This window comes from Rhodococcus sp. JCM 9793 (assembly GCF_055380405.1).
The window spans coordinates 4852924-4872246 of record NZ_AP043721.1; the positions used below are offsets into that span (position 1 = coordinate 4852924).

Here is a 19323-nt window from a genome sequence, read left to right on the forward strand (position 1 = left end):
GACACCGATCCCCAGGACACAAGGAGCACCCGACATGGCACGCATCGCACTCTTCGGCGGACACGGCAGGGTCGCACTGCACCTCGAGCGGCTACTCGCCGACGACGGGCACGAGACCAGTGCGTTCATCCGCAACCCCGACCACGCCGACGACGTACGTGCCGCCGGCGGCACACCCGTGGTGGCCGATGTCGAGCAACTCGACATCACGGCACTGACCGAACTGCTGCAGGGCCATGATGCGGTCGTGTGGTCGGCGGGCGCCGGTGGCGGCAACCCGGCCCGTACCTACGCTGTCGATCGCGACGCGGCAATCGCGTCGATGACCGCGGCGCGGGAGGCCGGTGTGCGCCGATATGTGATGGTGTCTTATTTCGGGGCCCGCCCCGACCACGGGGTACCCGAGGACAACAGCTTCTTCGCGTATGCCGAAGCCAAGTCCGCCGCAGATGCACACCTCCGCGGCACCGATCTCGAGTGGACGATCCTGGGACCGAGCGCCCTCACTTTGGATCCTCCGACCGGACGGATCGAGATCGCCGGTCAGGGCGCGCGCGACAAGGGGCAGGTGTCGCGCGCCGATGTTGCCGCCGTCGTCGCGGCGGTGCTCGAGCGTCCCGAGACTGCGGGTCGCACCATCGAATTCAATAACGGCGATATCCCGATCGCCGAGGCGCTCGACGCGCTCGAATAGCGTTCGGCACCTCGAAGTCGACCCGCGAAACGGCCGAATGCCACCTTCATCCAATTGGACTGTATGAAGGTGGCATTCGGCTATTTTGCAGTGGTGATCAGGCCTGCGGAGCAAGCTCCTCGACGCGGACCGGGGATGTGTCGGAAGCCGCCGCGATGGCCTCCTCGAACTGCCGGTGATCGACCTGAGATCCGAGCATCAGCGCGAGGCGGGCGAGGAACCCTTCACGATCGTTCTCGGCGACCTGGTCGAGCGCGGTGGACAGGCCCAGCCACACGTTCTCGCGACGCTGCTCATCCTCGGTGACGTGTTCGGCCGGGCGTGCGGGCAGTGCGTCACCGGCCGGTGCGGTACCGGACCGCAGCGCGTCCGCGACACCGGACAACTGCGAGACGGGCACGCGGCACAGCAGCAACCCGTCGGGACGGATGACGAACGCTTCGCCCGGGGTCGCGCCGAGCGCATCCGCCAGGTCGGCAGCGTCGAGGACGGTGACGCCGTCGGCGGCAGCGCTGTCGACAGCGAGTGCGCGCACGCTCTCGGGCGACAGAGCCGCGCCGAGTTCGGTGGCCGCGGTCGCAAGCGCGACGCTGCCTGCCTCATCGAGTCCGACGCCGAGCACGGCGAAACCGGTGCCACGTGCGACGTTGAGCGAGGTGTCGGCGCCCGCGACGCGAACCTTGCGATCCTCGATCGGGTCACCCGGGAGCACGCCTTCGGCACCGGCAGCCACCGACCACGTGAGCGGCGAGAGCCGAGCGTGGGTGGCACTGGACTGGCGCGGGTTGATGAGGTGACCGAACTCGGGGCGGCCCACCGCGAGTGCAAGTACCGCGTCGCGGGTGGTGCGGTAGCCGTGGCTGCCCGGGCTCATGATGAGCGTGGACTTGCCGGCGTTGGCGACGTTCTGCTCCCACGCATTGTGGCGCTCGGAGGAGTATGCCTGCAGCAGGGTCTCGTCGGCGTTGCCGTGGATGACGGCGGCGAGCTGCCACGCGAGGGTCTCGGCGTCTTCCATGCCGGAGTTCAGGCCTCGCACACCGAAGATGGGGACGAGGTGCGCCGCGTCGCCGGCGAACAGCAGTCGGTCGTGGGTGAACTCGTCGAGGGCGAGCGCGCGGGCGCTGTAGAAACCCTTCCACTCGAGGGTCCACGGTAGGTCGTTCTGCAGCCAGTCCAGGTGCTTGGTGATGCGAGCCCGGATGGCGTCTTCCTGGGTCTCGATCTCGGCGTCCTCGGACGGATCGAGCTGGTAGTCGATGCGCCAGATGTTACCGGGCTGCTTGTGCATGATGATCGTCGAGCCCGGGTTGCTCGGCGGGTCGAACCACACCATGCGCTCGGCGGGCAGATCCGACTCCCAGTGGATGTCGGCGATGACGTAACGGCCCTCGTAGCTGGTGCCCTGCAGGCGCAGACCGGCGAGCTCACGCATGCGGCTGCGGCCGCCGTCGGCAGCCACGACGTAGCGGGCGCGCAGGTGGCGCTTGCCGTCGGCGGTGTCGACCTCGAGGGTCACCTCGTCGTCGCCGCGCAGGATGCCGGCGATGGAGGTCTGCCAGTACAGGGTGATGAGGGGGTTCTGCTCGAGAGTGTCGACCATGATCTGCTCGAACTCCGACTGGGAGACGTTGATCATGGGCGGGCGCACGTCGAAGTCGCGCAGCGGCATCTCGAAGTGAAGGACCTGCTCGTCGCGGTAGTAGCTGCGGCCACCGACCCACGGGAGAACGATCTTCTCGAGTTGCTCACCGAATCCGAGGCGACCGGCAGCTTCGAGGCTGTGTCGGGAGATGCAGATCGCGCGGCTACCGAACGAGACCTGGTCGGCGGCCTCGATGACGGTGACCGGGATGCCGCGCTGTGCGAGTCCGAGTGCGGTGGCCATGCCGACCGGTCCGGCACCCACGACGACGACGGGAAGCGTCTCGTCGGACGGAGTCATCGACTCGAACGTCGACGCGGGGTACTTGGGAGGCTGGTAGTAGGTCGACATGGGTCAGACACCTTCCTGGGACGGGGACTGCTTCTGCTCGGTGTTCGTGCCGGCGGAGGGCACGCGCAGCAGCAGGATGCTCATGAGGCTGATCAGGGCGATCAGCACGAAGTAGCCGGTGATGGACATCGAGGTGCCGGTCGCGGCGAACAGCGAGGTCGCGATCATCGGTGCGAGGCCACCGCCGAGGATGGCGCCGATCTGGTAGCCGAGGGATGCGCCGCTGTAACGGATCTTGGCGGGGAACAGTTCGGCGAACAGCGCGGATTGCGGGCCGGCGCAGCATCCGAGGGTGAATCCCAGAACGATCATCGTGAGCGCCATGACCGGCAGGATCGCGGTGTCCATCAGCGGGAAGAACAGGGCTGCAGCGACGACGAGCGCAGCCGATGCTTTGATGTAGATGTTGCGTCGACCGACCAGGTCGGAGCGCCAGGCGCTGTAGGCCATGCCGGCCATCCAGAACGGGCAGGACAGGATGAGCAGCGAGAGCATCGTGGTCTTGCTGTAGCCGAGTTCGGTTTCGCCGTATTTGAGGACGTAGACCATGTAGGCGTAGGCGATGCCGTTGGTCGCGATGAACGTGCCGCCTGCCAGCAGGACGGTCTTCCAGTGCTTGGTGAGCACCTCGAGGATCGGCATCTTCTCGTCGACCGCGGCGGGGGCTTCCTTGGTGGCCTTGAATTCGGCGCTCTCCTCGAGGCCCAGACGGATCCACAGGGCAACGACGACGAGGACGGCCGACATGACGAACGGCACGCGCCAGCCCCACGAGTAGAAGGCCTCTTCGCTGAGGAACGCGGTGAGCGGCAGGTAGACGAGATTCGCGATCAGCACACCGGCGGGCACACCCAGCTGGGGCGCGGCGCCGTAGAGGCCGCGTTTGCCTGCGGGGGCGTTCTCGGTGGCGACGAGCACCGCGCCACCCCACTCGCCACCCACACCGAGCCCCTGGATGAAGCGCAGGGCCACGAGGAGGATCGGGGCGGCGACGCCGATGGCGTCGAAGTTCGGCAGCAGGCCGATCGCGACGGTCGCGAAGCCCATGAGGAGCAGCGAGGTGACGAGCATCGATTTGCGGCCGACCTTGTCACCGAAGTGACCCATGACCACGCCGCCGATGGGGCGGGCGATGAATCCGACAGCGAGCGTCGCGAAGGCAGCGAGGGTGCCCGCGACATCGGACGAACCGGGGAAGAACTGGTGTCCGAGTACGAGCGCTGCGGCAGTGCCGTAGATGAAGAAGTCGTACCACTCGATTGCGGTACCGACGAAGCTGCCCAGTGCGGCTTTGCGCGCGGCTTTGGCCGAGGCCTGCGGCGGCGAGTCAAGGACGGTCATGAGTACGGGTGCCCTTCGGCGAGATGAATCGGGGGTGCGTTCCGGTTAACGAGCGTTCGGACGCGATACGAACATCATGAGGGCGATCACATTCGTTTGAAAAGCGGATAAAGTCGGGGATGAATCACCGAAAACCCGTGATTCGATTCGTTTCCCCAGCTCATTCGGGCTCTCGGCCTCCGCGTGCCGTGAGGACGAAGTCCACAAAAGTTTGCGCGACACGACTCTGCAACGCGTCCTTCCGCCATGCGAGGAACACTCCGACGGGGGCCGGCTTCGGTTCCGCGAACGGCCGTACCGCAATCGGGAGCCCCTCGTAACTCACGTCCTGTGCGGGACGCTGCAGCAGCAGCGTCCACCCCAGCCCTCGGCCGACGAAGGAGCGGGCAGTCTCGTAGTTCTGGGTGCGATAGGCGACCACCGGTGAGAACCCTGCTTCGGCGCACAGGCTCATCGCGTGACCCGAACTCGGCGGTGCATCGAGGATCACCATCGGGTCGTGCGCGAGGTCCGTCAATCGCACCGGATCCCCCGACAACGCTGCCGGGTGTTCGGCGGGCAGAAGCAGCATCGGTTCCCGGGAGTCGAGCAGGACGGTCTCGAGCCCCGGATCGAGCTCGAGGTCGTACAGGAATGCGACGTCGAGCTCGCGGGAGTCGAGCAGCGACCGCAACCGGTCCTGGGTCTCCTCCCGGAAATCGACGCGTGCCCGCGGATGCGCCTCGGTGAATCCCGCGATCAACGACGGCAGCAGAGTCGGCCCGAGGGACGGATAGCACCCCACAGCGACCGGACCGACGACGGATCCCGCCTCGGAGTGGGCATCACTCTCGAGTTCCGCGGCGAAGTGCAGGACCGTCTTGGCACGCTCGAGGACCGCGTGCCCCGTCGGGGTCAACCGCACCCCGCGGGCCCGCTGCCGCACGAACAGTGTGACGTCGAGGGTCCGCTCGAGATCGTTGATGGACGCGGACACCGCCGAGTGCGACATGTGCAGTGCGTCGGCTGCCGCGGTGATGGTCCCCCAGTCCGCGACGGCGACGAAGGCTGCCAGCTGACGGATGGTGTACGCGGGTACGCCCTCGGATCTGACCATGTGCCCACCGTAGATCGACTACATGACCACCCGATCGGCAATGTCCGATCGCACGACCGACGGCACGCTCGCGGCGAACTTCTTCAGGTAGGCGACGACCCATTCACGCTCCGATGCGAGGAACGGGAAGTCCGACCCCACCATGTGACGGACGGCGAGCATGGGCAGTGGTGCGTCGAGCGCCCGGAACGCACTGTTCCTCAGACCGGACACCGTGCAGCCCGGATAGAACTGGCCGAGCATCAGCCCGCCGAGTACGAACTCCGACTTGCGTTCGTTCTGCACGAGGTCGATCACGTCGTAGTCGGTGACGTCGGGGAACACCGCGACGACGGACTTGAGTGCCGCGTCCGGCCCGGAGGCCGGCGACAGATGCGGGAAGAGTTCTGCGAGGTCGTCGGCGACGTCCCGCATGCGTTGCGCGTCGATCGCACCCGGCACGAACACCGCATAGAACAGTCCTCGGCCGATCGACGGCGCCGCGAACGGGCAGACCGCGCCGCTGCGTCCGAGGTCGTCGTGCGGTCTGCACAGGAAATCGACTGCCCAGCGACGCAACTCTGCCGTGCGGGGATGCTCGTCGTCGCGGACGTCGTCGAAGACGCTCACCGGCTCGATGCCCGATCGGCGGCCACGGAGAACACTGGTCTGATCGGTCATGACAGTCCCTTCCGGAGATGGTCCGTGAGGACCGGGGTGATCTGGTCGAGTGCGTGCGGGCCGGTCATGTCCCGGTGCGTGACGTCGAGGCGGTGGGTGACGATGTGTCCGTCGATGTGCGGTTGCCAGACTTCGACGGGCTCGGGCATCCGCGCGGCGACGGCGTCGGCGGATTCGAAGAACACCAGGTCTGCGGCGGGTCGTGCGGTCGGTCGGTGGCCGGTGGCGAAACCGATGGTCCGGCTGAAGGCGCTGCGTAGGACGTCCCGGTGTTGTGGCACCGATCCTGGGCTTGCTGCCTCGATCTCGGCAGCGACGGTCTCCGCCGTAGGCGTCCGGTCCTGCAGGTGAGTGTCGAGCATGGTCAAACTCGCGACCACCTCCCCCTCCGCGGTGAGCTGAGCCGCGATCTCGTGGGCGATCTGCCCGCCCACCGAGTAGCCGAGCAGGTGGTACGGACCGTGTGGTCGGATCGCCCGGATGCTGTCGATGTGCGCGGCGGCGAGATCTGCCAGGGTGCCGATCTCACGATCCGGATCGGTCAGCAGCGGCGACTGCAGCCCGTACACAGGCCGGTCGTCGATGCGTCGCGCGAGCCCGGCGAAGCACCACGCCAGGCCGGCCGCGGGGTGGACGCAGAACAGCGGATCCCCGGGCCCGCTCTCGTGCAGCAAGAGCACCGCGTCGAACGAGTCATCGATGAGCGGCGAGTCGAGGAGGCGTCGGGCCAGGGACCCCGGGGTCGGGTGAGTGAAGATCCACTGCACCGGGACCGGGCGGCCCAGCGACTGCGACAGCGCCGTGACCACGGTGGTCGCACCGAGTGAGGTTCCCCCGAGCGCGAAGTAGTCGTCGTCGAGCCCCACTCTTGGTGTGTCGAGGGTTCCGGCGAACGCGGAGACCACGGCCTGCTCCGTCGCATCGCGCGGCGCCCGGTAGGGTCGGCGTCCCTCGGTGAGGTCGGGGATCGGCAGTGCCGCCCGGTCGAGCTTGCCGTTGGGGGTGACCGGGAGCGCGTCGAGCACGGTGAGGGTCGCGGGCACCATGTGCGGAGCAAGTCGCGTCTGGGCGTGGGCGCGAACATCGTCGGCGACGAGCTCTGTGCCGGGAACCGGAACGACATAACCGTCGAGGCGGTCGCGGCGCACGGTGACCACCGCCCGGGTCACCCCGGGGGAATCGAGGAGCACCGATTCGATCTCACCGGGTTCGATGCGGAACCCACGGATCTTGACCTGCAGGTCGCTGCGGCCGACGTAGTCGAGGGCGGGTGTGCCGTCGGCGGCGCGGCGCCACCGTACGAGGTCGCCGGTGCGATACATCCGCTCACCCGGCGTCCCGGACGGATCGGCGACGAATCGGGACGCCGTGCCGCCGCGTCGGTTTCGGTAACCGCGGGCCACTGCGGGTCCGCTCACATACAACTCCCCCACCACTCCGACGGGGACCGGGCGGAGACGGTGGTCGAGGACGAGCTCGGTGATTCCGCGAATGGGTCCGCCCAGTTCGACAGGACCGCCGGGAACCAGTGGCGAGCCTGCGTTGGTCTGGATGGTGTTCTCGGCGGGCCCGTAGGTGTTGACCATGTCGCGGCCCGGCGCCCACTGCGCCACGAGTTCCGGCGGGCAGGCTTCACCTCCGACGACGACGGTGCGCAGGTGCGCGAGTCCTGCCGGAGCCATGGTCGCGAGCACCGATGGTGTCAATGCGATGTGCGTGACCCTTTCTCGAGCAAGAAGATCAGCAAGTTCGGAGCCGCCGTAGACAGTGGGTGGAGCGACGATCAAGCACCCGCCCGACCCGAATGCCCACAGCTGTTCGAGGATCGCGGCGTCGAAACTCGGTGACGCGAAGTGCAGGACCCGCGACCGCGATCCGAGCACGAACCTCGTGCGCTGTTCCTCGACGAACCCCGCGAGTCCCGTGTGAGTGACCACGACACCCTTGGGAGTTCCTGTCGATCCCGAGGTGTAGACGAGGTAGGCCGCCTGGTGGGGGCGCAGCGGTGCGCGGCGGTCGACGTCTTCGACCGCGCGGTCCGAATGGGATGCGATCGCGGCACTTTCGGCGGCATCGTCGAGCACCACCCAGCGCTGGGGTGGAAGTTCGGCGTGCAGCATCCCGACGGTGACGCAGAGGGTCACGTCGGAATCCTCGATCATGTGCGCGATCCGCGCGGAGGGGTACTTCGGGTCGACTGCGAGGAAGGCCGCACCGGTTTTCGCGACCGCCCACAGCGCCAGCACAGACTCGACCGAGCGGGTCAGCGCGACGGCGACCACGGTTTCAGGTCCCGCACCGAGGTCGATGAGTCGGCGCGCCAGTCGATTCGAGCGCGAATCGAGTTCACGGTAGGTGAGGCGCTCATCGCCGCACACCACCGCGACAGCATCGCCACCGATCGTCGCACCGCGTGCCAGCAGTCGCGGCAGGGCCACGGCCGGTTCCATCGGCCGACCCGATACCGGCACGAGATCTGCGCGTTCGGACGAGCTCAGGATGTCGATCGCACCGACCTCGACGTCGGGTCGGGTGACGACCGTGGCGAGGACCCGTGTGAATGCCGCAGCGAATCGCCGAACCGTCGTCTCATCGAAAATATCGGTGGCGTAGCCGAACTCGGCTGTCGTTGCACTCCCGCTTCGGGGCTCCTCCACGGCGAGGTGGAGATCGCATTTGGCCACCGGCGGCGGCGCGTCGACGGTGTCGACCACGAGGCCAGGCAGGTCGATGCGGGTGGGTGCGATGTTGCGAAACTCGAGCAGGGCCTGGAACAACGGGGTGTGCGACGTCGACCGTGCGGGATCGAGTGCCTGCACGATCTGGTCGAACGGCACGTCCGAGTGGTCGAAGGCATCCAGGTCGCGGTCACGGGTGCGGTCGAGGAGTTCACCGAACGACGCGGATGCATCGATGTCGGAGCGGAGCACGACCGTGTTGACGAACATGCCGACCATGTCGTCGAGTTCGGCGGCCCCGCGGCCCGCCACGGGAGTCCCGATCGCCAGTGTCGTTGCACCGGTGATCCGTTCGAGCATAATGGCGAATGCCGCGTGCATCACCATGAAGAGTGTTGCGTCGTGGGCGCGGGCCGTTGCAACCACACCCGACGTCAGTTCTGCAGGAATCTCGAACGACACAGCAGCACCGTGGTGGGTGCGCCGCGCGGGCCGAGGTCGGTCGACGGGAAGGTCGAGGAGTTCGGGAACACCGTCGAGCGTCGACCGCCAGAAGTCGATCTGCCGCGACAGGAGGGACTGCGGGTGGGTGGCGTCGCCGAGTCGGCCGAGATGCCCCAGCGCGTGGTCGGTGTAGCGCGCAGGCAACGGAGCCCATTCGGGTGCGTGCCCCTGAACCCTGGAGGTGTACGCGAGCATCGTGTCGCGGGCGAGGGGCAGCGTCGACGCGCCGTCGGCTGCGATGTGGTGCACGACCACCACGACGACGTGGTCGGCGGGGCCCACCTGCAACAGCGTGGCGCGCACCGGAACATCGCGGCTCACGTCGAATCCCGCCGCCGCGAGTTCGCGCAGCGCGTCGCGCATGCCGTCTTCGCCGTGGACCGGCACAGGTGCGAAATCGAACGCCGTGTCGTCGAGGACTTCCTGGTAAGGACCGGAATCCGACGACGGGTAGCGGGTGCGCAGCGGTTCGTGTCGCGCCACGACGTCTGCGAAGGCCGCCCGCAGCGCGTCGAGCTCGAGATCTCCGGTGACGCGCAATGCGATGGGCACGTTGTATGCGGGCGAAGCGGTGTCGACCTGGTTGACGATCCACATGCGCTGTTGAGCCGGCGCCAGGGGAATCCGGTCGGGTCGGGGTCCGGCAGGAACGAGCGCCGCTGCAGGCGCAGCACTGCGTGCGCGGGCTGCGAGGTCCGCGACGACCGGCGTCTCGAACAGGTCGCGGACCCCGAGCCCGACCCCGAGCGCGGCGTTCGCGCGGGCGACCGCGCGGGTCGCGCTCAGGGAGTTGCCGCCGAGGTCGAAGAAGTGGTCGTCGCGACCCACCCGCTCGAGCCCGAGAACCTCGGCGAACACCTCCGCGACAGCGTGTTCGGCTCTCCCTTCCGGTGCGACGAACACTGCGTTCCCGGCGCCGAACACGGGTTTCGGCAGAGCGTTGCGGTCGAGCTTCCCGACGGGCGTGACAGGCAGTTCGTCGAGAACGACGATCGCGGCAGGCACCAGGTGGGCGGGCACGCAGCCGCGCAGGTAGGTGGTGAGCTCACGTGCGGCGGCCTCGTCTGCAGTGACAATCGCGGGCTTGCCCGCGGTGAGAACGACGTACGAGACGGGAACGACGTCACCGGACGGGTCGGGGCGCCCGACCGTCACGGCCGCGGCGACGACGGGGTGCCGGACCAGGGCTGCGTCGATCTCGCCGAGTTCGACCCGGATACCCCGGATCTTGATCTGGAAATCGGAGCGGCCCACATAGTCGAGGACGAGGGTGTGGTCGGGCAGTCGCCGCCAGCGCACCACGTCGCCGGTCCGGTACATGCGTGTGCCGCCGGGCGCTGCGACGAAACGTGTCGCGGTGAGGGCCCCGCGGTTGCGATAGCCCCGTGCCAGCGCCGGACCCGCCACGTACAGTTCTCCCGCCACACCGACGGGGACAGGGTTCAGGTGGTCGTCGAGGACGGTTTCGGTGAGCCCGCGGACCGGACCGCCGACTGTCACGGGCTCGCCGTCCGCGAGCGTCGCCGCGTTCGACATGACCGTCGATTCCGTCGGCCCGTAACCGTTGATCATCGTGCGACCGGGAGCACATCGCTCGACGAGTTCGGCCGGGCAGGCCTCCCCCGCGACCGCAAGCGTGTGCAGGGAGCTCGGGAGCCGTGGCACCGTGGACAACACCGTGGGAGTGAGGACAGCGTGGGTGACAGCGTCGCGGTGGAGAATCTCGGCGAGTTCGACACCGGCCATCACGGTGTGCGGAACCACGACCAGTCGTGCTGCGCTGCCCGCTGCCCACAGGATCTCGAACACGGAGGCATCGAAACTCGTTGAGGCGCAGTGCAACACACGTCCATCAGGGTTCCCGCGGAAGCGATCGCGCTGCTCGGCAACGAGGTCGGCGATACCGCGGTGGGTGACGGTGACGCCCTTGGGACGACCAGTCGAACCGGACGTGTAGATCAAGTATGCGGGCGCGTCGGGGTGCACGACCGCGGGCTCGGGCGCAGTGGGCTCCGCGGTGGGTAGGCCATTCCTGAGCTCGAGCCAACGAACCTCGTCGGGCAGCGCTGTGCGGAACTCCGGTGTGGTGATCCCCACCGCCACAGCCGAATCTGTGAGCATGTGCTCGATCCGTTCTGCCGGGTACGAGGGGTCGACGGGGACGAACGCTGCGCCGCTCTTGACGACGGACCACAGCGCCACCACCGATTCGATCGACCGCGCGATCGCGACCGCCACAATCGTCTCCGGGCCGGCCCCTGAGCTGCGGAGGGCGTGCGCGATCCGGTCGGAGGCGACGTCGAGTTCGGCGTAGGTGACGGTGCGACCCTCGCATTGCACCGCGACACCCTGCGGATTCGCGGCGACGGCAGCCGCGAGGACATCGGGCATCGTCATACCGGTCTCGCCTGCCGCACCGCAGACAGTACCGGGCACATCGGTGGCCCCGATGCCCGTCAACGACGTGTCCGACGAGGCAAGCGCGAACGCATCGACGAGTTCGACGAGCCTCGCATGGTGCCGGTGTACCTCGTCGTCGGTGTAGCGACCGGGATTGGCGCGAACCTCGACGATCGTCCGGGGCGGGTGGCCGGAACGATAGATGTTGATCATGATGTCCGGCACCGGGCCCGCGGTGAGGATGTGGAAGTCGGCCGTAGCGGAACCGAATCGCCATTCCCTGTCGAAGAGCATCACGTTGACGACGGGCGACGAGATCCGGCGGGCCGAGGCATTCACGCCCAGCTCACGCAGGATGTCCTCGACGTTCCCGCGCTGGTGCCGCAGTGCGCCGGTGAGTTCGAGCCGGACCCGTTCGACGAGCGTGCCCACGGTGTCGTCGGTGCGCACCGCCACGAGCAGTGGAACGACGTTGGCGAGCATACCCCCGGACCGTCGGAGCACAGCGGTGGTGCGCGCGGAGACGGGGATGTCGACGAGCACTTCCTGCCGCCCGGTAGCACCCGCGAGGTGGCACGCGAATGCCGCAACGATCCGTGCGGCCGTGTCGGCCCCCGATGCGTCCAGTCGCGCTGTCGTGTCCTCGGTGAGCGCGGCACGGGCGACCCGGCTGCGGACCGAGGGCGGAGCGATCGTGTCCGTGAGTGTGACTGCAGCCGAACGTGAGTGAAGGCGCGCCGCCCAGTGGGCACGGTCGTGCTGGTGCCGACCGGATGCGCGGTAGTCGTTGTCGATCTGTTGCAGGGTGCGCAGGTCTGCGGCGCGATTCGGCTGTGGTTCCCGATTCTCGAACGCCGCGGTGTACAACTCGGCGACCCGATCGACCATCGTTGCGGCACCGTGTCCGTCGAGCGCGATGTGGTGGATGCGTGTGTACCAGAAGTACCGGTCGTCGGCGATCCGAAGCAGAGCGGCCTCGGTGAGTGGATCGTCGGTGAGATCGATTCCGACGGTGTGGTTGTGGTCCATCCACTCGCGCGCTGCCGCTGCCGGGTCGGGCGCCACTCGGAAGTCGTGCACGTCCAGTTCGGCGTCGGGCGGCGGCGCGACGACCTGGTGGGGTTCGCCGTCGATGTCGACGAGCCGGAGGAACACCGATTGGAACTCGTGCGCGGCGACGAGCGAGACCCGGCGGAACAGGTCGACGTCGAGCGCGCCGCGGATGTCGACGTATTGCGCGATGCAGATCGGCACGTGCGGTGTGAGCTGTTGAGCGAACCACAACCCACGCTGGGCGGGAGACAGTGGAAATGGTTCGTGGACAACGGTCGTGGCGACAGCCATGTAATCACACCCGGGGTAGCGGCGGAGGTGGCGTCCATTCGTTCCGGACGACCGGAGAAACCGGCTCCACTACTGTCCCGCGGGCACGACCTCGCAGATACGCACCCTAGGTGTCGGCCCCCACCACCTAGTCCGGTTCGGGAGCCGGCTCCTCGGATTCGCCGTCGCTCTCGACTGCGCGATGCCGCGCGTCGGATACCTTCGCGAGGCCTCGGCCGAGGGCACCACCGACCGACTTGAGCGGACTGTCGATGGAATCGAGTGCGTCGGCGATCTCGGGATCCTCGTCGACGAGCCAGCCTGCCGCGTCGGCGCGGCACGCCGCACGGAAATCCTCGAGGTCCTCTCTCAATCGTGCGAGCGTGCGCGTGATGCGCGGTGAGGACAATCGTCTGACGACCTCGAGAGGGGTGCCCTCGGCGAGGCGGGCGAGCGCGCGACGTCCTCGGCGGAGCAGCTCGCCGTCCTGTTCGAAGTGCTCGGCCAGCAGGATGCGCGACGCGCTGAGAATCCGGCTCAGTTCATCCGGTCCAGCAGTGCGGGCGTGTTCGATGCACAGTCGCTGCCACATGGTCGCGGCGTCCTCGACGAGCACGAGCAGCTGCAACGTCTCACCGAATCGGCCCTCATCGGCCATGGTGAGCAGCAATGCGACGTGTGCGGAGACGGTGATGCCGGGCTCGACCGGGTCGAGGAGCGCGACGGCGTAGGCGCGGAGTCGCTGGACCACCACGGAGAGCAGCGGTCCGAGTTCTGCGATCGTGCCCCACTCTTCCTCGGGGAGCGATCCGCGGTGATCGACGATCGCGATCGCGCGCGTCAGCGTGTTGTGGTGGGCGACGACGTCGCCGAGATCGGGAGCGCCGGCCGCCGCGAGGATCTTGTCGACGGTGTCGGGTTCGGCGTCGTCGCCTCCGAGCCGCACGATCGCGGCTTCGACCGATCCGACGACCCCCGCCAGCGCACGCACGATCGCATCCGCAGGGATCGCGCCGGAAACGTCGGGATTCGGCAGGTCGTTCATATGCACCATCGTGCTACGAGGTACCCCCGATGCACCACCCGGCAACTCCACTCACAGGTGAGGACGATCCTGACCGCTGGGTACGCGCACCCACGCACTCTCGAGCAACGAGACCACCTCGGCTTCGTGACGTGCACGGTAGGCGCTGAGGATGCGGCGCGGGCGGGTCTCGCCGGCGAGCCCGATCGCCGTCGCGAACGCGGCGGCGATCCTCTCCTCGGGCACGACCTCCGGCGTCGTGTAGCCGATGAGCGCGAGCGCTTTGCGGAGGGGATCGGCATTGGAAGCGAACGTGCGCAGCGGCAGCACGTCGAACCGGCCGTCCGACCGGACTTCGAAGAACAGCTCGCCGTACTCGTCGATACCGATCTCGTCCAGGAACCGACGCACCGACGCGAGTTGTGGAATCGGCCCGGTCCACCGCAACACCTGGGGTCCGAGCCTCGACTTCAGCACGGTCTCGGCGCCGGGCTCGCACCCGACGATGCCCGCGACAGCGGACGGAATCGGAACCTCGGCGCCACGCATGTGGTCGCGCGTCACGGGAATCCGCAGCCGCCAGTGCTCGTCGAGCCGGTACAGGCGTCTGGTGCGTTCCGGGGGCAAGGCGGGCACATGGGTGCGTCGCCGACGGCGGACGCAGTCGGCAACGACTTCGAAATCCCCGCTCGCCGCGAATACCCGGGCGGATGCATCGGAGATCGAGAACCGCTGGACCAGTGCTTCGGCCACCTTGTCGAGCTCGATCGAGCCGCCGGCACCATCGACGAGCCGCGCGATGCGCGCACCGACGGCGGTGACGAGGTCGGTCTCCCATTCGAGTAGGCCCCACAGGCCGTCGTCCTCGGTGACGGTGAACCGGTCGTCGTCACCAAGTTCTTCGACGACGCTGTGGATGTCGATGTTCGCGTCCATGCGCGCGACGAGTGTTTCGACGGAGAGCGGGTCGCCTACCACCTCGAGGATCTGCGCAGCGTGACCGGCGACGGTCTCCTGGGGCATGAGTATCCGGCCGTCGAACATGGTGGTGCCGCAGTGGTTCATCCACGATTCGAATTCGTCCGCGGGCAGGTCCCATATCGCCGCGACCCCTGCGGGTGGTACCACTCCGTTGGCGGATTCGAACTCACCGAGCAGCGCGCGAGTCTGCTTCTCCGCCTCGGCGAGGTCGGGCACGGCGATCCATCCACCCGCGACAGTGCAGCGATCGTCGAGGCGGTCGAGGACCTTCCACAACGGCGCGTCGAGTCCCGGCACCATCTGCGCGAGCACGGGGCGGTCGCGCAGGATTCGGCCGAACGAGGCCACCGGGCGCACGTCGGTACGCAGCGCCGCCAGGAAGTCCCCCACCGCGGTGCCGAACGGGAATGTCGAAGGTTGGGACGAATCGGCGTCGACATCGTCATGGATGCGGCGTCGCAGGGTTTCGCGCTCGGTGTCGGGTAACGACGCAACATAGTCGGCGAGTTCGCTCACCGGATCGGCCGGGCCCCCCACCGGAAGATCCCGGGCGGCGATCGCCCCGAGCCGTGCGACGGCCTCCTGGATCTCCTCGGGCGCACCCGTGTCGAGGCCGATGCGCAGCAGCGGTCGGTCCCGCTCGCCGCACAGCGTCCGCCACCGTGCGACGGCAGCGAGATCGTCGACGAGAAGCGCGAGCGCCGGGACAGGCGCTGCCGACTCTTCCGGTGCGAGCGTGGCCGGGTCGCGCAGCACCGTGAGTACGAGAGCCGCGCAGACGATTTCGTAGACCGCGTCGCCGTCTGCGCCGCGCACCTCGAACAGATCGGCGGGGCTGCGGCTGAACAGCTCCGCGGTGGTGGGGGCATGCGGGAGGCGCGCAACGATCGTCGCGGCCGACACCCCCAGGTCGAGGGCTTCCACGGCGACTTCGACGGTGCGGATCAAGCCGTCCGCGAACCGTAGCTCGGGGTGGTCGGTCACGTAGATCCGGGACAGTTCCGCGCACAGCTCCGGGATCTCGGTGTCGGCGGCGGTCTGAGCGGGTGACTGCGTTTCCCACCAGCTCGGCGTCGGCGCGAGCGCATTCAACGCTGCGGTGCGCGCAGAACCGTAGCGATCGAGCCACGGCATGAGCTCGAGCCAGGTTCGGTCGTCGAGTTCGTCGACCGAAAGCGCACGTGACCACAACGACACGAACCGATGCTCCTCTTCGACGTCCCGTGGGAACCGTCGTAGGTCCCTCCGTGCGGAACGTCCATGCGGACGCCCGACCGCTCAGCATACCGGCCGAAACCGCGGTCTCGCCGTAAGTCGGTACTGCTGTTCGGTGAGCGGAGCCCTATCGATCCTTCGTCGGCCCACCATGTGGAGGCGCGGCCGACGTCAGGTCACTGCCGCGTCGTGAGGGGCATCATCGCCGGCCCCCTGTCCTCCGTCCTCCGGCCGCAGGCGCAACAGCACGAGCCCCGCGACCGATGCGACGATGAGCGAGCCCACTGCCCCGTTCACGTGCAAGGCGTACACGGCGATCCCGGACCCGATCAGCCCTACCACCAGTGCACACCACAGCAGCGCTTTCCCGACGAACGCTCCCATTTCTCAAATACCTTCCGGCAAGTCCCCATACAGGTCGCAACGATAGTGTCACCTGTCACAAATGCGGCAACACTCGGGCGGTGTGTCCCCGATTGGTGTACGAATCGCGGCGCGAGGATACTCGGCACAATATGGCGCGAGAGATGGGAGGCACGACGTGGATACACGGTCGACCGGGCACGATGTGATCCTGCGGGATGTGACCTTGCGCGACGGGCTGCAGCTCACCGGGAAGCTGCTCCCGACACAGCGCAAGGTCGAGATCGTACGTGCTCTCCTCGCCGCGGGGGTACCCGAGCTCGAGATCGGGTCGTTGGCCCGCGCCGACCTCGTGCCGCCGATGGCCAACACCCTCGAACTGGTGTCTGCGCTCACCGAGGAAGAGCTGGACCGCTGCTGGATCTGGGTGGCCACCCCGCGACATGTGGAGAAGGCACTCGCCGCAGGAGCGCGGCGGTTCCAGTACTGCTTCTCGGTGTCCGATTCCCACAACCGCGCGAACATCGGCCGCGACACCGAGGACAGCCTCGCGGCGATGCCCGCCGCCGTGGAACTGGCCCACGCCGCGGGAGGCAATATCCAGCTGTGTCTGGCGACCTCGTTCACCTGCCCGTTCGACGGGCCCGTGGATCCCGACCGTGTCCTCGAGATCGCATGCGACCCGCGGGCCGACGGATCGGCCGACATCGTCGTTGCGGACACCCTCGGCCAAGCCGTTCCCGGACAGGTCAGCGCGCTTGTCTCTCGCATCCGCGCGGAGTCACCCGACCGTCGGATCGTCTACCACGGCCACGACACGTGGGGTCTGGGTGTCGCGAACAGTCTCGCCGCGATCGAGGCGGGCGCGAACGTCGTCGACGGCGCGCTCGGTGGGCTCGGTGGTTGCCCGTTCGCCCCCGGAGCGAGCGGCAACACCGCGAGCGAGGATCTGCTCTTCGCGACCCGCCCGTCGTGGCTCTCACCGCAGGTGTTCGCGGACATCGTCCGGCTCGGAGAGGATGTCGTCGCCGAACTCGACGAGCCGAACCGGTCCCGCGCCCGGCAGGGCGCACGATCGGAGGCCGACGCGTTCGAATGGGTCGTCCGCGCGTGAGGATCCTGATCGCACCCGACAGTTTCAAGGGCACCTACACCGCGGCCGAGGTCGCCGACGCGATCGCTGCAGGAGCGGAATCCGCGGGCCATGAGGCGGTCCGCATGCCCGTGGCCGATGGCGGTGAGGGCACCCTCGACGTCCTCACGGATCCGCTCGGACTCGAACGGATCGACGTCGACGCAGTCAACCCGTGGCGCGTGCCCTGTCCTGGATTCTTCGGCCTGTCCCCCGACGGCACCGCGATCGTCGAGCTTGCCACGGTCAGTGGAATCACGACCGCGCACAACGGTGTTCGCGATGCTGCGACCGCCGACACGTACGGCACCGGGATGATCATGGCCGCCGCGGCGAAACATGGTGCCCGACAGATCGTCGTGGCCGCGGGCGGGTCGGCCACCACCGACGGTGGTCTCGGAGCGATCGCAGCGATCGACGACGCCGGCGGCCTGGGCTCCGCGTCGGTCGTCGTGCTCACCGATGTCACCACCCGCTACACCGACGCCGCGCGGGTGTTCGGACCGCAGAAGGGCGCCGACCCCGCGACCGTCGCACTGCTGACGACGCGACTGCACGAAGCTGCAGCGTCGTTGCCTCGTGACCCGCGGGAGGTGGACGGCACAGGTGCGGCAGGCGGATTCTCGGGCGGACTGTGGGCCCGATTCGACGCCGAATTGCGCCCCGGCGCCGACTACGTGCTCGACGTGGCCGGATTCGACGCCGCGCTCGCCGCCGCCGACCTCGTCGTGGTCGGCGAGGGACGACTCGACGCACAGTCGCGTGCCGGCAAGATCATCTCGGCAATCCTGGCGCGTAGTGGTTCGGCGCCTGTCGTCGCGGTGGTGGGGTCGGTCGGTGACGATCTCGGCGACTACCGGTCGCGGTTCGCGGATGTACTGGTGGCATCGGATGCGGAGACGATGCGGGCTGCGGGGGCGGCGCTCGCCGGGCCTAGGCCGAACAGTCGCGCCAGCCGCGCGTCCGACGCGTAGAGCGCGTCGAGGTCGTATGTGGAACCCGAGCTCAGTACCTCGGCGGCGCCTGTCGTCGCGATGATCTTCTCGATCTGTTCGGCGACCTGATCCTCGGTGCCGACGATCGCCGCAGCCGCTGTGCCGTCGAGAACCCGCAGTCGGCGCTCGGTGACGGGTAGGTCGCGCAGTGTCTCGACAGGCGACAGCGGCGGGAAGTAGCCGCGCTCTCGGGACAGCGCCATCGCCCACCCTTCCGGCAACAGCAGGTCGGCCGCGTCCGCTTCGGTGTCGGCGATGAGGATGTCGGCACCGACCACCAGGTACGGCTCGGGATTCGCTGCGCTGGGCCGGTAGTCGGCGCGATAGCGGTCGAACGGTTCGGGTCCCCGCGTCAGGATCGGACCTGCGACGACTGCGGGTAGGCCCAGGTGTGAGGCCACCTGAAGGCCGGCACCGGTCCCGAGCACGAACAGCGGCGGAGGTTGCGCGACACGTGGCCTGATCGACACCGGCGCCGTGTCGTCGAGATATGCGCGCAGTTCGGCGATATCTGCGGCGAAGTCGTCCGGGTCCGCGCGGGTGGTGCGCAAGGCCTCGCGAATAGGCGCGGTGAAGCCGAGCGACCGCCCGACACCGAGATCGATCCGCCCCGGATGCAGCGCTCCGAGTGTGGCGAACTGTTCGGCGACGACGATCGGCTGATGATTGGGCAGCATCACCCCGGCCGACCCGACCCGGATTCGATGCGTACGGTCGGCGACGGCCTGGATCAGCAGTGCCGGGGCGCCGGATGCCACACCCGGCACCGCGTGATGTTCGGCGACCCAGAAACGGTGATATCCCGCGGCTTCCGCGAGCTCCGCGCGGTGCAGGGTCTGCCGTAGTGCAGAAGCGTCGTCCTGCCCCTCCCTGGTGCGGGAGCGGTCGAGCAGCGACAGTGCGACATCCATGTGGGTTGTC

The 19323-nt window shown here is 68.2% G+C and carries 11 protein-coding genes and 1 pseudogene; 3 read left to right on the top strand and 9 right to left on the bottom strand.

Annotation, left to right across the window (positions count from 1 at the left end; genetic code table 11):
• Positions 1-34: 34 nt before the first annotated feature.
• The gene (locus ACZ46K_RS24445; protein ID WP_054810460.1) at positions 35-694 is read left to right on the top strand and encodes an SDR family oxidoreductase; all 660 of its coding nucleotides are present in this window, start codon (positions 35-37) and stop codon (positions 692-694) included.
• A gap of 97 nt (positions 695-791) precedes the next feature.
• Here ACZ46K_RS24445 and ACZ46K_RS24450 read toward each other — a convergent pair whose 3' ends face one another.
• The 8 genes from ACZ46K_RS24450 to ACZ46K_RS24485 all read right to left on the bottom strand — a co-directional run bounded on the left by ACZ46K_RS24450 (position 792) and on the right by ACZ46K_RS24485 (position 16296).
• Positions 792-2690 (bottom strand): FAD-dependent oxidoreductase, encoded by a 1899-nt coding sequence (locus tag ACZ46K_RS24450; protein WP_464745234.1) that lies wholly within the window; start codon positions 2688-2690, stop codon positions 792-794.
• A gap of 3 nt (positions 2691-2693) precedes the next feature.
• Complete coding sequence (locus tag ACZ46K_RS24455) at positions 2694-4031, bottom strand: MFS transporter (protein ID WP_464745236.1); 1338 nt, start codon at positions 4029-4031, stop codon at positions 2694-2696.
• A 160-nt stretch (positions 4032-4191) separates the two neighbouring features.
• The gene (locus tag ACZ46K_RS24460; RefSeq protein ID WP_054807006.1) at positions 4192-5127 is read right to left on the bottom strand and encodes a LysR family transcriptional regulator; all 936 of its coding nucleotides are present in this window, start codon (positions 5125-5127) and stop codon (positions 4192-4194) included.
• An 18-nt stretch (positions 5128-5145) separates the two neighbouring features.
• Positions 5146-5787, bottom strand: a complete 642-nt coding sequence (locus tag ACZ46K_RS24465; protein WP_054807007.1) for a DUF6875 domain-containing protein — start codon at positions 5785-5787, stop codon at positions 5146-5148.
• Positions 5784-12713 carry an amino acid adenylation domain-containing protein gene (locus tag ACZ46K_RS24470; RefSeq protein ID WP_464745238.1) on the bottom strand — a complete coding sequence of 2310 codons (6930 nt, stop codon included), beginning with the start codon at positions 12711-12713 and terminating at the stop codon, positions 5784-5786. Before ACZ46K_RS24470 ends, ACZ46K_RS24465 begins: the two co-directional genes overlap by 4 nt.
• Positions 12714-12840: 127 nt before the next feature.
• Positions 12841-13737 (bottom strand): hypothetical protein, encoded by an 897-nt coding sequence (locus tag ACZ46K_RS24475; RefSeq protein WP_464745240.1) that lies wholly within the window; start codon positions 13735-13737, stop codon positions 12841-12843.
• Between the two features lie 51 nt (positions 13738-13788).
• The gene (locus ACZ46K_RS24480; RefSeq protein ID WP_464745242.1) at positions 13789-15894 is read right to left on the bottom strand and encodes a hypothetical protein; all 2106 of its coding nucleotides are present in this window, start codon (positions 15892-15894) and stop codon (positions 13789-13791) included.
• A gap of 189 nt (positions 15895-16083) precedes the next feature.
• Positions 16084-16296 carry a hypothetical protein gene (locus ACZ46K_RS24485; protein ID WP_054807902.1) on the bottom strand — a complete coding sequence of 71 codons (213 nt, stop codon included), beginning with the start codon at positions 16294-16296 and terminating at the stop codon, positions 16084-16086.
• 184 nt (positions 16297-16480) lie between these two features.
• On the opposite strand from ACZ46K_RS24485, the gene ACZ46K_RS24490 reads away from it, so the two are divergent.
• Together ACZ46K_RS24490 and ACZ46K_RS24495 are read left to right on the top strand one after the other, a co-directional pair.
• Positions 16481-17389, top strand: a complete 909-nt coding sequence (locus ACZ46K_RS24490; RefSeq protein WP_054810768.1) for a hydroxymethylglutaryl-CoA lyase — start codon at positions 16481-16483, stop codon at positions 17387-17389.
• On the top strand, positions 17386-18381 hold the full coding sequence (locus ACZ46K_RS24495; protein WP_464745244.1) for a glycerate kinase: 996 nt from the start codon (positions 17386-17388) through the stop codon (positions 18379-18381). Before ACZ46K_RS24490 ends, ACZ46K_RS24495 begins: the two co-directional genes overlap by 4 nt.
• Here ACZ46K_RS24495 and ACZ46K_RS24500 read toward each other — a convergent pair.
• Positions 18351-19313: pseudogene (locus tag ACZ46K_RS24500) on the bottom strand (MsnO8 family LLM class oxidoreductase); the annotation flags it as partial. The gene ACZ46K_RS24495 and the pseudogene ACZ46K_RS24500 sit on opposite strands and share 31 nt — an antisense overlap.
• Positions 19314-19323 lie beyond the last annotated feature (10 nt).

Excerpts from the sequence above, each read along its gene's own strand:
- ACZ46K_RS24445 (WP_054810460.1), top strand. The coding sequence starts at position 35 with ATGGCACGCATCGCACTCTTCGGCGGACACGGCAGGGTCGCACTGCAC.
- ACZ46K_RS24450 (WP_464745234.1), bottom strand. The coding sequence starts at position 2,690 with ATGTCGACCTACTACCAGCCTCCCAAGTACCCCGCGTCGACGTTCGAG.
- ACZ46K_RS24455 (WP_464745236.1), bottom strand. The coding sequence starts at position 4,031 with ATGACCGTCCTTGACTCGCCGCCGCAGGCCTCGGCCAAAGCCGCGCGC.
- ACZ46K_RS24460 (WP_054807006.1), bottom strand. The coding sequence starts at position 5,127 with ATGGTCAGATCCGAGGGCGTACCCGCGTACACCATCCGTCAGCTGGCA.
- ACZ46K_RS24465 (WP_054807007.1), bottom strand. The coding sequence starts at position 5,787 with ATGACCGATCAGACCAGTGTTCTCCGTGGCCGCCGATCGGGCATCGAG.
- ACZ46K_RS24470 (WP_464745238.1), bottom strand. The coding sequence starts at position 12,713 with ATGGCTGTCGCCACGACCGTTGTCCACGAACCATTTCCACTGTCTCCC.
- ACZ46K_RS24475 (WP_464745240.1), bottom strand. The coding sequence starts at position 13,737 with ATGAACGACCTGCCGAATCCCGACGTTTCCGGCGCGATCCCTGCGGAT.
- ACZ46K_RS24485 (WP_054807902.1), bottom strand. The coding sequence starts at position 16,296 with ATGGGAGCGTTCGTCGGGAAAGCGCTGCTGTGGTGTGCACTGGTGGTA.